Annotated in this window: 13 protein-coding genes and 1 riboswitch; of the genes, 6 read left to right on the plus strand and 7 right to left on the minus strand. The window is 70.0% G+C overall.

Annotated elements, in window-relative coordinates:
• Positions 1-4: 4 nt before the first annotated feature.
• Positions 5-535 (minus strand): pyridoxamine 5'-phosphate oxidase family protein, encoded by a 531-nt coding sequence (locus JQS43_RS25540; RefSeq protein WP_239676907.1) that lies wholly within the window; start codon positions 533-535, stop codon positions 5-7.
• A 111-nt stretch (positions 536-646) separates the two neighbouring features.
• Between JQS43_RS25540 and dcd the strand changes: the two genes are divergently transcribed.
• Positions 647-1,225: a dCTP deaminase gene (gene dcd / locus JQS43_RS25545; RefSeq protein WP_239676908.1), complete on the plus strand. Its 579-nt coding sequence runs from the start codon at positions 647-649 to the stop codon at positions 1,223-1,225.
• A 178-nt stretch (positions 1,226-1,403) separates the two neighbouring features.
• Here the strand turns inward: dcd and JQS43_RS25550 are convergent, their stop codons facing one another.
• The 3 genes from JQS43_RS25550 to JQS43_RS25560 form a co-directional block, all read right to left on the minus strand.
• A complete protein-coding gene (locus JQS43_RS25550; RefSeq protein WP_239676909.1) occupies positions 1,404-2,360 on the minus strand; it encodes a C40 family peptidase in 957 nt (318 codons plus the stop codon).
• Positions 2,361-2,437: 77 nt separating this feature from the next.
• A riboswitch (cyclic di-AMP (ydaO/yuaA leader) is annotated at positions 2,438-2,585 on the minus strand.
• Between the two features lie 130 nt (positions 2,586-2,715).
• The gene (locus JQS43_RS25555) at positions 2,716-4,872 is read right to left on the minus strand and encodes a (Fe-S)-binding protein (RefSeq protein WP_239676910.1); all 2,157 of its coding nucleotides are present in this window, start codon (positions 4,870-4,872) and stop codon (positions 2,716-2,718) included.
• Between the two features lie 278 nt (positions 4,873-5,150).
• Positions 5,151-5,414, minus strand: a complete 264-nt coding sequence (locus tag JQS43_RS25560) for a cell division protein CrgA (RefSeq protein ID WP_239676911.1) — start codon at positions 5,412-5,414, stop codon at positions 5,151-5,153.
• A gap of 282 nt (positions 5,415-5,696) precedes the next feature.
• On the opposite strand from JQS43_RS25560, the gene JQS43_RS25565 reads away from it, so the two are divergent.
• From JQS43_RS25565 to JQS43_RS25585, 5 genes are all read left to right on the plus strand, one after another.
• Positions 5,697-6,500: a DUF881 domain-containing protein gene (locus tag JQS43_RS25565; RefSeq protein ID WP_239676912.1), complete on the plus strand. Its 804-nt coding sequence runs from the start codon at positions 5,697-5,699 to the stop codon at positions 6,498-6,500.
• Positions 6,501-6,562: 62 nt separating this feature from the next.
• The gene (locus JQS43_RS25570; protein ID WP_239676913.1) at positions 6,563-7,873 is read left to right on the plus strand and encodes a class E sortase; all 1,311 of its coding nucleotides are present in this window, start codon (positions 6,563-6,565) and stop codon (positions 7,871-7,873) included.
• A 14-nt stretch (positions 7,874-7,887) separates the two neighbouring features.
• Positions 7,888-8,208, plus strand: a complete 321-nt coding sequence (locus tag JQS43_RS25575) for a hypothetical protein (RefSeq protein WP_239676914.1) — start codon at positions 7,888-7,890, stop codon at positions 8,206-8,208.
• A gap of 3 nt (positions 8,209-8,211) precedes the next feature.
• Positions 8,212-8,865 (plus strand): aminodeoxychorismate/anthranilate synthase component II, encoded by a 654-nt coding sequence (locus JQS43_RS25580; protein ID WP_239676915.1) that lies wholly within the window; start codon positions 8,212-8,214, stop codon positions 8,863-8,865.
• A gap of 386 nt (positions 8,866-9,251) precedes the next feature.
• Positions 9,252-9,968, plus strand: a complete 717-nt coding sequence (locus tag JQS43_RS25585) for a type IV toxin-antitoxin system AbiEi family antitoxin (protein WP_239676916.1) — start codon at positions 9,252-9,254, stop codon at positions 9,966-9,968.
• A gap of 215 nt (positions 9,969-10,183) precedes the next feature.
• On the opposite strand, the gene pknB is transcribed toward JQS43_RS25585, so the two are convergent.
• Genes pknB through JQS43_RS25600 form a run of 3 tightly spaced genes read right to left on the minus strand, consistent with a single transcriptional unit; the run spans position 10,184 to position 14,873 of the window.
• Complete coding sequence (gene pknB / locus JQS43_RS25590) at positions 10,184-12,100, minus strand: Stk1 family PASTA domain-containing Ser/Thr kinase (RefSeq protein WP_239676917.1); 1,917 nt, start codon at positions 12,098-12,100, stop codon at positions 10,184-10,186.
• Positions 12,097-13,362: a serine/threonine-protein kinase gene (locus JQS43_RS25595; RefSeq protein ID WP_239676918.1), complete on the minus strand. Its 1,266-nt coding sequence runs from the start codon at positions 13,360-13,362 to the stop codon at positions 12,097-12,099. Before JQS43_RS25595 ends, pknB begins: the two co-directional genes overlap by 4 nt.
• The gene (locus JQS43_RS25600; protein WP_239676919.1) at positions 13,362-14,873 is read right to left on the minus strand and encodes a penicillin-binding transpeptidase domain-containing protein; all 1,512 of its coding nucleotides are present in this window, start codon (positions 14,871-14,873) and stop codon (positions 13,362-13,364) included. The genes JQS43_RS25595 and JQS43_RS25600 overlap by 1 nt, the downstream gene beginning before the upstream one ends.
• Between the last annotated feature and the right edge of the window lie 27 nt (positions 14,874-14,900).

The following is a 14,900-nucleotide window of genomic DNA, read 5'->3' on the forward strand; positions in this document are numbered from 1 at the left end:
CACTCTACCCGGTTGCCACCGGCGATGCACGTGGGGCGGGAGCATGCCTCACCGGCTGGTTAGCGCGCCACACCTGGTGGGTGGGGCCGGGGCGGTAGCCGGCAGCGGGCAGGGTTCCGGCCGGCGTCGGCGGCGATGGGTGACCGACCATCGCCACCTCGACGGAGAGCTCGAACAGCCGCCAGTCGACCTGCCCCGAGGCGCTGAACCGGCGCGCCAGCTCCGCGGCCCGGGTAGAATCCCGCACCGGACTCGCCCGACCTGCGAGATAAGCCTCGTCATCGGTCAGCTCCGGCGGAAACGAGTGCAGCGCATATCTCCCGTCGCGCTCCAGGTCTCGGCGTTTCGGCGAGCGCAACAGAAAGCAGAACAAGCCATCTCCCGCGATCACCGGTGCCACCGGGTGCACCCGCGGGCCACCATCGGACCGGATGGTGGCCAGATAAGCCAGGCCCGGCCCGTACTGCTCCAGCAGTGCCCGCGCCCGCCCCGCCAGCCTCGGTGCGGCGGCGGCGAACTCCCCCCAAGATGCCATGTCTGAATTCTATCGAACATGTGTACCATGGGCAAGCATCCGCCTCGCTCGCGCGGCCCGACACTGACGACCGTCAGGCCGCTCGTGCTGCACTATCGGTAGGCTGCCAAGGTGCTGCTCTCCGACCGTGACCTGCTCGTCGAAATCAAACACGGCGGGCTGCGCCTCGATCCGTTCGACCCGGAGCTGCTCCAGCCTTCGAGTATCGACGTCCGGCTCGACCGGATTTTCCGAGTCTTCAACAACCACCTCTACACCCACATCGACCCGGCAATACGGCAGGACGACCTGACCGCGGCGGTCGAAGTCGCCGACGGGGACCCGTTCGTGCTGCACCCGGGTGAGTTCGTGCTCGCCTCGACGCTCGAAGTGATCACCCTTGGGGATCAGCTCGCGGGCCGGCTGGAGGGCAAGAGCAGCCTCGGGCGACTCGGCCTGCTCACCCACTCCACCGCGGGCTTCATCGACCCGGGCTTCTCCGGTCACGTGACCCTTGAGTTGTCGAACGTCGCGACGCTGCCGATCAAGCTGTGGCCGGGCATGAAGATCGGCCAGCTCTGCATCTTCCGGCTCTCCTCCCCGGCGGAGAATCCGTACGGGTCCGCGGTCTACGGCTCGCGGTACCAGGATCAGCGTGGGCCTACCCCGAGCCGCGCCTGGCAGAACTGGCGTACCTGGCCCACCCGCTGACGCCCCGTTCTATGCGTTGATCATGGAGTTTGGGGCGCTTAGCGGCCCTGATGATGTACCTAGGTCCATGATCGGCAGGAAAAGGTAGTGGCGCCCGCCGCGCGACGGGGATGCGCGCGGCGGGCGCCCAGGGTTCCCGCCCGGGGGGATTGGCGGGAGCCTTAGTCAGGCCGTCCGGCTACGGTCGGCCATAGCTGTGGATCGGCATCTGGTCGATCTGCATCATCCTCACCGGATTACCCGCCTGGGGGGCGTGGACGATCCAGCCGTTGCCGGCGTAGAGACCGACGTGGCTCAGCCCGCTGTGGTAGAAGACGAGGTCACCGGGTTGAAGATCAGTTCGATCGACCTGTCGGGTGGCGTTGCGCTGCGCGGCCGCGTTGTGCGGCAGGCTCGCCCCGGCCTGCTCCCAGGCCCGCATGGTCAGCCCGGAGCAGTCGAAGGTGTCCGGACCCGCGGTGCCCCAGCCGTACGGCTTGCCCAGCTGAGCGCAGGCGAAGGCCATCACGGCGTTGGCGCCGCTGGGGCAGTTGCCCGAGCCACTGACCGCTGGCGCCGAGGTGTCGGGGGCGGCGTTGGCGAGCGCCTCCTCCCGGAGATCCTCCAGCCGGTCGATCTCGGCGTCGATCTCATCTGCCCGCTCGGCGAGGTCTTCCTCAGTCGCGGTCAGCTCGGCCACCAGCGCGTCGAGCTCCTCCTGCTCGGTCTCGTACGCTTCCTTGGTCTCCAGGACCTTCAGGATCTTGCCCTGCTGGGCGCGCGCGAACTGGTCGAGCGCGGTCAGCTGCTCGGCGAAGGTGAGCGGGGAGCCGGTGGTCAGTAGCGCCTTGAAGGCGGTGACGTTGCCCCCCTTGAAGTTGTAGAGGGCGATGTCGGAAATTTCAGCCCGAGCCAGGTCGACCTGCAGCTGCAGCGGCTCGATCTTCTCCTCGAGCTCCTCGGCCTCTTCCTGGCGCTCCTCGAGCTCGATCCGGATCGCGTTGTGCTCCTCGATGATCGGCTCCAGCTCGCGCCAGGCGTCGTCGATCTGCGACTGGAGCTCCTCGGGGGAGTCTTGCGCGTAGGCCGGACCGGCGAAGATGACCGGCACCGCGACGACCGCGGCGGCCATGATGGAGAGAAGTGAACGGGTCATTGAACGAGAGCGGGCATTGTGCGACCGGTCGGACCGGCTGCGCACCCGCCTGGCAGGTTCTGCCACGGGGACCGTACCCCTTCTTCCCTGACCGCCTACCGGGTTAGCTGACGGGTTCGGGCGGGAAGTGTCGCCCTACCGCGAAGTCGCGGATTCACCCCGGGGTGTTGCGTGGTTCCCCGGCTCGTCGGGACGGTCACCCCGACAACTCGGCGGTGCTGGCTCGGGGTCGCCCCTAGTGGGCAACCGACATCCGACCCAACGACCCCGAAGCCTAAACGGATTGTCAAGCAGTGGTCAAGGGCGGCACGAAAGGGTTTCACTGGGTAGTGGCGCCATCACTCGAAAGTGGCCACTAGGTGGCCGAATCTGCATTGGCGCGAAGCAGCACCGTGGCGACGTCGACCACCTCTACCTGCGATTCCTGGCCTGCCTGCGCACCAGCTACGCCATCGCCCAACATGGTGTAACAGAACGGGCAGCCCACCGCGACCGTCCCGGCCCCGGTGGCGATCGCCTCTTCGGCCCGGTCGGTGTTGATGCGCTTACCGATCCGTTCCTCCATCCACATCCGGGCGCCACCAGCGCCGCAGCAGAAGGAGCGTTCCGAGTTGCGCGGCATCTCCACCAGCGCGTCGCCGAGCAGCTCACGCGGTGGTTCGTACACCTGGTTGTGCCGCCCCAGGTAGCAGGGGTCGTGCCAGGTCAGGCCGCCAGCCACGGAACGAATCGGGGTCAACCGACCGTCACCGACCAATTGGGAGAGCAATTGTGTGTGATGAATCACTTCATACTCGCCGCCGAACTGTGAGTACTCGTTACCGAGCGTGTTGAAGCAGTGCGGGCAAGTTGCCACAATTTTCCGATTAGGCCGTGACCGATCGCCGAACGCCTCGTTGAGGGTCTCCACATTCTGCTCGGCGAACATCTGGAACAAGAACTCGTTGCCGATCCGCCGAGCCGGATCACCGGTGCAGGTCTCACCCTCACCGAGAATGGCGAAATTCACACCGGCCTGATGCAGCAGCGTCGCCACCGCCCGGGTCGTCTTCTTTGCGCGGTCCTCCAGCGCCCCGGCGCAGCCGACCCAGAACAGGTACTCGAAGTCGTTCGCCGAACCGTCGCCGACCCGCGGCACCTCGAAGTCGAGGCCTTTGGTCCAGTCCTCCCGGGCCTTGTTCGCCGCCCCCCACGGATTGCCCTTGTTTTCCAGATTGCGCAGCATCGCCCCCGCTTCGGGCGGGAAGCTCGACTCGATCATCACCTGGTGCCGGCGCAGATCGACGATGTGGTCGACATGCTCGATGTCGACCGGGCACTGCTCCACGCACGCCCCGCAGGTGGTGCAGGCCCACAGCGCGTCCGGGTCGATGATCCCGGCCTCCTCGGCGCCGCCGATCAGCGACCGTTGCGCCTCCGCCAGCGCCGACGCGGGCACGCTCGCCAACTGCTCGGCCGAGGCCTTTTCCTCCCCGGCCGGGCTCTTGCCCCCGCCAGCGAGCAGGTACGGCGCCTTGGCGTACGCGTGGTCGCGCAGGCTCAGCACGACCAACTTGGGGGAGAGCGGCTTGCCGGTGTGCCAGGCCGGGCACTGGTCCTGGCAGCGGCCACACTCGGTGCAGGTGGTGAAGTCGAGCAGCCCTTTCCAGCTGAACTGCTCGACCTCGGCCACGCCGAACTGGTCGGTCTCGGGGTCGGCCGTTTCGAAGTCGATCGGCTCGCCGCCGGTGGTCATCGGTTTGAGCGCGCCCAACGCCGGGGCGGCGTCGCCGGAGCGCTTGAAGTAGATGTTGGGGAAGGCGGTGAACCGGTGCCACGCCACCCCCATGGTCACGTGGGTGGAGATCACGATCACCCACGCCATCGAGATGAGAATCTTGAGCAACGCGAGCAAGCTGATCAGATCGCCGCTCGCCGGCATCACGCCGCCGAGGGCGTGACTGACCGGCGCCGCCCACACCGGGTAGGCGAGCGCCCCGTCGGCCGCCTTGGTGCCGCGGACCAGCAGCCCCACGACCAGCACCGCGAGGATCGTGTACTCGACGTAGTAGGCCTGCCAGGAGGTCGAGCCGGCGAACCGGGACCAGCTGCGGCGGCGTGGGAGGTTCAGCAGCCGAACCACGATCAGCAGTCCGATCGCCAGCACCCCGAGCACGCTCAGCACCTCGGTGACCAGGCCGAAGATGGTCCAGCCGCCGACGATCGGCAGCGTCCTGGTGGGGTCCAGCACCTCGAAGTAGGCGGCGACGACGAGCGACGCGAGCAGGATGAAGGCCACCATCACGAACCAGTGGGCGACCCCCACCACCGACCACTTCAACATCCGGGTGTGGCCGAGGGTCTCCCGCAGCATCGTCGCGGTCCGGCCGCGGCGGTCGTCGAACCGGGATGGGTCGGGCTGCCCGAGCCGGATCACCGCGACCATCCGCCGGGCCGCACGCACCGCGAACGCCACCGCGACCACGGTCACCAGGTACGCGACGACGGTAGAGAGGATCTGGACGGCGCCCACACTCGCTCCTAATGTCCGTTTTGAAAGCTATGCCGTTATCCACAGTGTGGATAACGGCTGTGGATAACTACACCACGGTAGTTCCCCACAAACCCTACTCGTCAGTAGCCTACGGACCGGTGCGGCGGCACGCCAGCCTGGCTCGCCCCGGCGACACGCCGGTACGCTGCGCACACGTGACAAACGGCACCCTCGGCGCTCGGCGGCGAGCAGCCGCCACCGACGGCTTCACCCCCGCGTACGCAGGGGCGAAGTGGGCAGACCGGGGGTCGCGCCGGTCAGCGCCAGCGGGACAGGACCGCCAGCGAGCTGACCATCGCCCCGAACCCGATGACTAGGTTCCAGTAACCCCAGGCTGCGACGGGATAGTCTCCGGTGGTGATGTAGAAGACCACCAACCAGGCGATGCCGAAGACGATCATGCAGACCGCACTGACCGGCAGCCACGGCGGACTGGGCTTCCGGCGGGTAGCGTCAGAAGCTGGCCGCACCTCCGCCGGCGGCGTGTAGACCTTCTTCTTACGGATCGTTGACTTCGGCACGAGATACTCCCCGAGGGGCCGGCATGCTGAACAGTAGGTTCGATGGTTGTCGCATTACGTACCCCGACAGCCTAACCGAGACCACGCCCAAAGGGGGCACCCAGTGAGTGCGAGGAGCGAGCGAAGCGAGCCCCGCAGCGCGAACACCCACCCCACAGTGAGTGCGAGGAGCGAGCGAAGCGAGCCCCGCAGCGCGAACACCCACCCCACAGTGAGTGCGAGGAGCGAGCGAAGCGAGCCCCGCAGCGCGAACAGGAAGCCCCGCGGCGTGGGGGTGCGGTCGTGAGCGAGTACTCGCCGGGTCCGGCCAGCTGGCGAAACGTGTACGGACACCTGCGGCAGGCGCTGCGTCGCCGCCCCGCCCGGCGACCGGGTTGGGCGGTGGGGGTTCCCGTGATCGCTCTCGCCGCCGGGCTGCTGTTCACGACCTCCGCCACCTCGGCCAGCGACGTTCCGCTGCGGGAGGACCGGCAGTTGCAGCTCGCCGACTTGATCGAGGAGCGCGCGAACCGGGTGGCCGCCGCCGAGGCCGAGGTGGCACCGCTCGAGGCCGAGGTCGCGGCGCTCACCGAGGCGTTGGCGGGGGCGGACGCCCCGGTGTTGGCGGAGCAGGACCGGGCGGCTGAGCACCGGGAGGCCGCCGGCTTCTCGGCGTTGCGGGGGCCGGGTCTGACCGTCCACCTCGATGACGCGCTTCGCCCCGACGGGGTCCGTCCGCCTGGTGCTGAGCCTGACGACCTGCTGGTGCATCAGGAGGACGTGCAGGCGGTGGTGAACGCATTGTGGGCCGGCGGCGCCGAAGCCATGACCATCATGGGCGAGCGGGTGATCGCGACCAGCGCGGTGTTGTGCGTCGGGCCGGTATTGTTGCTGCACGGCCGACCTTACTCGCCGCCGTACGAGATTACGGCGATCGGGGATCCGGCGGCGATGAGCGACGCGTTGGCGGGTTCATCAGGTGTTCAAGTGTTTTGGGAGGCGGCCGACGCGTACGGGCTTGGCTATCGGGAGTCGGTGGAGGAGGATGTCAGCGTGCCGGCGTACGAGGGGACCAGCACGTTACGGTCGGGGCAGGTGCCGCGGTGACCGCGGGGCCCGATCCGGGACGTCGTCGGGGGCGCCATCGGGCCTCCGACACTGACGAGTGGGTGCGTGACGACTCGTTCCCCCCGGAAGGGCAGGCGGACGAGCAGCCGGGGGCCCGAGTCGGGCAGGCCGGGCAGCAGGCTGAGCCGTGGGGGCAGCAGCCCGTACCTTCGCAGCAGCCCGCTCCGCCTCGGCCGCCCACGTTGAACCCGCCGGCGCCGAATTTCTCGGCGCCGCCGCCGACGCCACGGCCGGCGCAGCCACAGCAGCCGGCGCCAGCGCCCGCGCCGGCCACCGGCCAAAACTGGGACCCGTGGGCGGACAGCACCGACCCCGCTCCGGTCAGCCCGGCGGTGGAGGCGACGACCGTGCTGCCGCGGCTGCGGGACGCCGACCAGACCGCGGTGATCGACGCCGGGCGGGTCGACGCCGACCAGACCGCCGTCATCTCCGCGGTGGGGGCCCGGACTCGCCACCGGGAACCAGCCCGCACCGGGCCGCCGCCGGCGGCGGAGACCAGTCTGCTGGGTATCGTCCCGCCCGCCCCGCCGCCGGACCCCGACGACGACGCGCCGAAGCCGGAGCCGAAGGCCGGCGAGCAGGTGATCCCGTTGCGGGCACTGCAGACCGACACCGGCGGGTACCGCAGCGTCTACTCCGCGCTGACCCGTACCACCTTCGGCACGGTGGTGCGCACCACCGTCCGCGGCTTCGGCGAGTTGCTGATCACCGTCGGGGTGATCGTGCTGCTGCTGGCCGCGTACGAGGTCTGGGGTAAGGCCGCGGTGGTCGCCTCCCACCAGGATGAGCTGGACCGGCAGCTCGAGGAGATGTGGGCCGAACCAGTAGCGCCGACCCCGAGCCCGGACGACGAGGAGCCGGAAGCGACCCCGGAGCCGCTGGGGCCACCGCCCGGCCACGCGATCGCCCGGCTGTACGTGCCGAAGCTCGGCAAACACTGGGTCGTTGTGGAGGGTGTGGAGCTCGACGACATCCGGTACGCACCGGGGCGCTACCCGAGCGGCGCGATGCCCGGCGAGGTGGGCAACTTCGCCATCGCTGGTCACCGTAATCCGGCCACCTTCTGGGACCTCGACAAGGTGTACGAGGGCGACGCGATCGTGGTGGAGACCCAGGGCAACTGGTACACATACCGGGTCACCCAGAACCACATCGTCGCACCGAGCGCGGTGGAGGTGGTGGCACCGGTGCCGGGCCAGCCGGGGGTGGAGCCGTCGCAGGCGATGCTGACCCTGACCACCTGCCACCCGAAGTGGGACAACTACGAACGGCTGATCGTCCACGCGGAGCTGGTCGACCACCAGCCCCAGTCGGAAGGGCGCCCATCGGTGCTCGGCGGGCTGGGCGGCTAGGGGGTCGGGCAAACATGTACGCGTGGATCTGGCGCCACCTGCCGTTCGGGCTCCCCGGCAAGCTGTTCGGGTCGGTCCTGCTCGCTGGCGGGGCGATGGCGATGCTGTGGTTCGTGGTCTTCCCGTGGGCGGACCCGTGGATCGAGCAGACCCTACTGCCGTGGAACGAAGGCCAGCTGGAGGGCGAGTTCGACCCGGGTGAGGGCGACGCCCCACCGACCCCGGGCGGCGACCCCGGGCTGACTGATCCGGCGGAGGAGGACGACGGCCTGGTCGGGCCGGACGGGTCTACGCTGGAGGACGAGCACGACATCCCGTACGACACGGATGGGTGACGGGTGCGCATTCTCGTCGTCGACAACTACGACTCGTTCGTCTACAACCTGGTCCAGTACCTGGAGCAGTTGGGCGCCGAGTGCCTGGTGCGCCGCCACGACGAGATCACGGTGTCGGAAGCGGCGGCGCTCGCGGGCGATGGGTTGCTGCTGTCACCCGGGCCGGGCGGTCCGGCCCAGGCGGGCATCTGCCTGCCGCTCGTCGACGAGCTGGCCGGGCGGGTGCCGATCCTCGGGGTCTGCCTCGGTCATCAGGTCATCGGCGCCGCGTACGGTGCCACCATCGACCAGGCGCCGGAGCTGCTGCACGGACAGACGTCGCTGGTGAGCCATCACGGTGAGGGGGTGTTCGCGGAGCTCCCGGACCCGTTCGAGGCGACCCGCTACCACTCGCTGGCGATCGTCGAGTCGACGCTGCCGCCGGAGCTCGCCGTCACCGCCCGCAGCGAGCACGGCGTAATCATGGGCGTGCGGCATCGCCGGCTCCCGATCGAGGGGGTGCAGTTCCACCCGGAGTCGGTGCTGAGCCAGGCGGGGCATCTGCTGCTCGCGAACTGGCTAGCGGAGTGCGGCCTGCCCGCGGCGCGTACCCTCGCCCCGGCGCTCGGCGCCGAACTCGACCTCCGCCGGCAAACCGCCTTCGCCGGCCTCCGCTAGGTCCCCCGCCGCGGGCCCCCACCCCCGCCTTGCCGCGCCCCGCCGCGCCCCGCCGCGCCCGCCACAGCGCCCCGGCGCCGCGCCCCGCTTGGTTGGGCGGGGAGGGATCTTGCGTCCAGTTATGTCGGATATTCCGGTACGCAAGATCCCTCCCCAGCCAACCAAGGTGCGGCGGGGCGGGCAGGGTGCCGACGTGGACGAGCGCCGGGTTGCACGGGTCGGCGATAGTCAATGTCATGGGCTCTTCGTATCCGTCACCCGACGCTCCGTGGCCGCCGCTGATCACCACTGATCCGCAGCGCAAATCGGCCCTCCGCGCGCGCCACGGCAGGGGCGAACTCGTGCGGTTACGACGCGGACTGTACGCCCTGCGAGCGGACTCGATCATGGAGATCAGAGCGGCGACGGAACGGCTCGACGCGATCGCGAGCCACGAGACCGCGGCGATGCTGTGGGGGATCCCCACGCTGGGCGCCCCGGATCATCACCAGCTCACCCGCGCGCGCCGGACACAGGGCACGGCGCGGTATCCGGGAGTCGTAGTACATCACTCTCGGGTGGCACCCGGCGAGCACACCATGATCAGGGGAGTTCCGGTCACGACGCTGCCTCGTACGGTGGTGGACCTGAGCCGGCGCCGGCCGTTCCGGGCCGGGGTGGTGGTCGCCGACGCTGCGCTCCGGCGTCGCTGCCCGCGCGACGAACTGCTGGAGGTGCTCGATTCATGCCGGGGGTGGCCGGGCATTGCCCGAGCGCGACACGTGGCCGCCTTCGCCGACCACCGGGCCGAGTCGCCGCTGGAGTCGATCTCCCGGGTGGCGTTTCACCACCATGGGCTACCGACACCGACCCTGCAGGCGATCATCGGCGGCCTGGAGCGGGCCGACTTTCTCTGGGCACCGTACCGGGTCATCGGGGAGGCGGACGGACTCACGAAGTACACCGCGCCGGAGGTCCTCCGGCGAGAGAAGCTCCGCGATGCCGGCTTCGCCGAACTGGGATTCACCGCCTTCCGATGGACCTGGCGGGACGCGTACCAACGGCCCGACGCGCTGGCTTACCGGGCTGAGCAGATGCTGGTCCGCGGCGGCTACCGTCCCTGACCTGACTGTGACTGATCGGCGCGCGCCGCGACCTCCGGGCCCACCCGCGACCTGCGGCGCATCATGGTTGGGCAGAGCGGGATCTTGCGCCCGGTAATGTCCGACATTCCGGTACGCAAGATCCCTCCCCAGCCAACCAAGGCGCGGCACGCGCGCAGGCGCGGCACGCGCGCAGGCGCGGCACGCACGCAGGCGCGGCACGCACGCAGGCGCGGTTACGGCTCGGGTTCGATCGTCACCGAGACGCTCTGGCTCCGGCTCGAGTCGTCCTGGGCTGTGACGGTGATCGTGAACTGCTCAGAGTCGCCCGGGGCCACCTGGTAGGTGTGCGGGTCGCTCGGGCCCTCGGAGCTGCTGTAGTCCTCGGTGGTGCCGTCGCCCCAGTCGATCGTGACCCCGCCGAAGATGTCATTGTCCCAGTTGATCACCACGGTGACGCCGTCGTCGCCGACCACCGGCTCGCTGATCTGCAGGGCCTGGCCGTCGGCGTAGATGAAGATGGTCACCGTCGTCTCGTTCACGTTGACTTCCTCACCGCTGGACGGGTTCTGCCCGGCCACCGTGCCCGCCTGATCCGGCGAGGAGGGTGAGCTGTCGGCGTTGTCCGTGTTCACGGTGAAGCCGGCGCCCTCCAGGCGGCCCCGGGCCTCTGCCTCCGAGAGGCCGACCACGTCCGGCACCGAGGCGATGTTGCCCTGCGAGACGTAGATCGTGACCTCGTCGCCCGGGAGCACGTCTTCGCCGGCCTCCGGATCGGTCTCCACGACCGTGTTGGACGGCTCCGAGCTGGCCCGGTCCTCCACGGTGACGTCCAGGCCGGCGTTTCGAAGCTGGTTCACGGCGCTCTCTTCGGTGGAGCCGACCACGTTCGGCATCGGGAACGCTTCCGGGCCGGCGCAGAGCTGGAAGGTGACCACCGAGGCCGGTTCGACCTCTTCGCCTGGCCCGGGCGACTGGGCGACCACCGTGTCTTCTTCGCAGTCGTCGCCGGCGAGCGGTTCGCCGACCGCGGCCGCCAGCTCCAGCGCGTCGATCTCCTCGGACGCCTCTTCCTCGGTCATCCCTTCGAGGTTCGGCACGACCACCTGTTCGCTGCCCTGGTTGCTCAGGATCAGACCGGTGATCAGGGCGATCACCGCCAGCACCCCGAGCACCCCGAGCGCGGCGAGCACCCAGGTGGAGGCCTTGCGCTGCTGCGGGTCGCCGACCCGGGCCGGTTCGCCGCCGGGCCCCTGCCCGAGCATCGCGGTCTCGGCGTCGCTCATCACCGGGGTGGCGAGCACCGGCCGGCCGCTGGCGGCGCGGAGCAGGTCGGCCCGCATCTCGGCGGCCGACTGGTAGCGGTTGGCCGGGTTCTTCGCCAGCGCCTTCAGCACCACCGCGTCGATGTCCGGCCCGATCTCCGGGTTCACCTCGGAGGGGGCCTTGGGGTCTTCCCGGACGTGCTGGTAGGCGACCGAGACCGGACTGTCGCCGGTGAACGGCGGGTCGCCGCAGAGCAGTTCGAAGAGCAGGCAGCCGGTGGCGTACACGTCGGAGCGGGCGTCGACCGCCTCGCCGCGCGCCTGCTCGGGGGAGAGGTACTGGGCGGTGCCGATGACCGCCGAGGTCTGGGTCATGGTGGTGGCGCCGCTGGCGAGGTCCCGGGCGATGCCGAAGTCCATGACCTTGACCTGGCCATTGGTGGTGATCATCGCGTTGCCGGGCTTGACGTCCCGGTGGATGATCCCGTGCCGGTGGCTGAACTCCAGCGCGGCGCAGATGTCCGCGGTGACCTCCAGCGCCCGCCGAGGCTGCAGCACCTGCTCGGCGGCGAGGACGTCCTTGAGGGTCTGCCCGTTGACGAACTCCATGACGATGTAGGGCAGCGCCTCGCCGGTTGCGGCCTTCTCCTCGCCGGTGTCGTAGACCGCGGCAATGCCGGGGTGGTTCAGGGTGGCGGAGTTCTGCGCCTCCCGGCGGAACCGGAGCTGGAACGTGTGGTCGCGGGCGAGGTCGGTGCGCAGCATCTTGATCGCTACGTCGCGGCCCAGGCGCCGGTCCCGCCCCCGGTGCACCTCGGCCATGCCGCCGTAGCCCAGCAGCTCACCGACCTCGTACCGGCCGCCCAGCAGCCGCTCTGGCGCGCTCATATCGTCATTGATCCTTCGATGGGATGATCAACCTTGACCATGGTGAAGAGGTTGGAGAGCCCACCGTCCGTGGCCTGCCGGAGCAGGTAAGCACTCAGCCCAGCACACATTACGATCGCGACCGCGAAAAGGATCACCGCGGCGATCGCTAGCGGTGACGGGCGGTCGCCGCGCGCCGGGCCGCCGGCGCCCGGCGCGGAGGCCGGCGCCCCGGACGCGGGCGGCTGGTAGTGCACCTGCTGGGTGGCGAGCGGGGCGTGGCCTGGTTGGTAGCCATGGTGGGGCGCCCCGCTGGACGGCGGCGGCCCCGGCTGCTGCGGTGGCGCGGAGGGGTGGGCCGCCGGCTGCCCCGGCATCGCCTGCCCAGGATTGGGCTGGCCGCCGGAGACCGGGGCCGGGGAGCTGGGGGCGGTGCCAGCGGGCGGACCGGGAATCACCACGCCCTGACCGAGCGTGGCCGACGCCTGCCTGGCCACCGCCGAGAGCGAGGCGGCCGAGGGCCACCGGTTGCCCGGGTCCTTCGCCAGCGCTCGCATCACGATCTCCCGGACCGCGGGCGGGGTGTCGCCGGGCAGCGACGGCGGGGTCTCGCGGACATGCTTCATCGCGATCTCGAGCGGGTTGTCGCCCTCGAACGGCCGGCGCCCGGCGAGGCACTGGTAGGCCACCACGCCCAACGCGTACACGTCGGAGGCGGGGGTGGCGACCTGGCCGGCGGCCTGCTCCGGGGAGAGGTAGGAGGCGGTACCGAGCACCGTGCCGGTGCCGGTCATGCCGGCCATCTCCGAGCGGGAGATGCCGAAGTCGGTGAGCACCAGGGTGCCGTTGGCCCGCACCATCAGGTTGCCTGGTTTGACGTCGCGGTGGACGATGCCGGCCGCGTGCGCCGCTTCCAGCGCGTCGGCCGCCTGCGCGATCAACGCCATGGTGCGGGCGGCGGTCAGCCGCCCCACCCGGTTCAGGGTACGCGACAGTGGGTCACCGTCGATGTACTCCATCACCAGGAACGCGGTGGTGGCGTCGCTGCTGTAGTCGTACACGTTGACCACACCGGGGTGCTTGAGCCGGGCCATGGTGCGCGCCTCGGCCTTGAACCGCTCGGCGAAGCCCGGCTCGTCCAACAACGCCGGCAGCATGATCTTGACGGCGACGGTCCGGCCCAGCACCTCGTCGGTGCCGCGCCACACCTCGCCCATGCCGCCGCCGCCGATCCGTTCATCCAGCCGGTATCGACCACCCAGCTGCATCCCGGCGCCGTGCATCAGCTTCCCCCTTGGTCGTTGACGACCGCATGCATCACCTGGCCCGCGATCCGCGCCGCCTCCCCGCTGCCGCCGCTCCCGGCGTTCTCCAGGAAGACCGCGACCGCACTGATCGGTTCGCCGTCGTCGATCACGAAGCCCACGAACCAGCCGTGTTCGGCCGCGCCGTCGCCGGTCTCGGCGGTGCCGGTCTTGCCCCCGACCCGGTAGCCGGGGATCTGCGCGTTGGTACCGGTGCCACGTTCGACCGCGGCCACCATCATGTCTTCCAGCTCGCTGGCGACCTCACCGGTGATCGGCTCGCGCAGCGACTCCGGGGAGGCTTGGTACACCGGGCGCAGCTGTCCATCCTGGAGCTGCTCCACCAGGTACGGCGCCATCTGGGTGCCCCCGTTGGCGACGGTGGCCGCGATCAGCGCCCCCTGGATCGGGGTCATCTGCACGCTCGCCTGCCCGATCGCGGTCAGCGCCAGGGTGGGCTGGTCGTACTGGCCGTCTTCCCGGTGCAGCTCCCCGAGCTGGCTGGTGGCGACCGACATGCCTTCGCCGTCGAGCCGGCCCACCGAGAGCTCGTCGTCGCGGAACCCGAACGCGTCCGCCATGCCGCTGAGTTCGTCACCGCTGAGCTGCTCGGCGGCGAGCCACGAGAAGGCGGTGTTGCAGGAGACCACCAGCGCCTGCTCCAGCGTGATCGAGTTGGGGCAGCTGACCCCGGGGGCGTTACCGATCGGGGAGCCAGCGGTGGGGGCGGTGTACTGGGCGCCGCCCTCCAGGTTGCTGTCTGGTTGGTAATCCCCGCTCGCCAGCGCCGCGGCCGCGTCGATCACCTTGAAGACCGAGCCGGGTTCGAACCGCTCCGAGAGCACCCGGTTCGCCAGTGGCCGCTCCGGGTCGGCGTCGAGCGCCTCGTACGCATCCTGCGCCACGTCCGGGTCGTGGGAGGCGAGCGGGTTCGGGTCGAAGCTGGGCATCGAGACCAGCGCCTGCACACCGCCGGTGCGCGGGTCGATGGCGATCACCGCGCCCCGGTCGGCCCCGACCTGGTTGTCGTTCAGCTCCTCGAACGCGGTCTGCTGGCCGCCGCGGGAGAGCGTGGTCTGGACGGTGCCGCCAGCGCTCTGGTCGCCGGTGAAGAGGTCCCGCATCCGGTCGACGAAGAACCGGTCGCCGGTGCCGGCGAGGGAGTCGTTCTCGAACCGCTCGATGCCGGTGGCGGCGAGGTTTACCGGCTTGTAGCCGACCACGTGCGCCCAGCGCCCATCCTCCGGATAGGTGCGCAGGTAGGTTAGCCGGCCGTCGGTCTCGATACTGACCGCCGCGGCGGTGCCGTCCCGGCCGACCAGGATCGGGCCGCGTTCCCGCTGGTACTCGGCGATCTGGACCCGGCCAGCGTTGTGCGGGCTGTTGCGGTACTCGTCGGCCTTATACCCCTGCACCCAGTTCAGGTTGGCGAAGAGCAGGCCGAACATCACCATCACGATGATCCCGACCCGGCGCAGCGGTGCGTTCACTCGGACCATCCCTTCTGCGCCGCCTGC

The organism is Natronosporangium hydrolyticum, from assembly GCF_016925615.1.
Classification (GTDB): Bacteria; Actinomycetota; Actinomycetes; order Mycobacteriales; family Micromonosporaceae; genus Natronosporangium; species Natronosporangium hydrolyticum.

Bases quoted from the DNA above. Each gene is read 5' to 3' on its own strand.
- JQS43_RS25550 (WP_239676909.1), bottom strand. From the start codon at position 2,360: ATGACCCGTTCACTTCTCTCCATCATGGCCGCCGCGGTCGTCGCGGTG.
- JQS43_RS25540 (WP_239676907.1), bottom strand. From the start codon at position 535: ATGGCATCTTGGGGGGAGTTCGCCGCCGCCGCACCGAGGCTGGCGGGG.
- JQS43_RS25585 (WP_239676916.1), top strand. From the start codon at position 9,252: ATGGAGATCAGAGCGGCGACGGAACGGCTCGACGCGATCGCGAGCCAC.
- pknB (WP_239676917.1), bottom strand. From the start codon at position 12,100: ATGAGCGCGCCAGAGCGGCTGCTGGGCGGCCGGTACGAGGTCGGTGAG.
- JQS43_RS25575 (WP_239676914.1), top strand. From the start codon at position 7,888: ATGTACGCGTGGATCTGGCGCCACCTGCCGTTCGGGCTCCCCGGCAAG.
- JQS43_RS25595 (WP_239676918.1), bottom strand. From the start codon at position 13,362: ATGCACGGCGCCGGGATGCAGCTGGGTGGTCGATACCGGCTGGATGAA.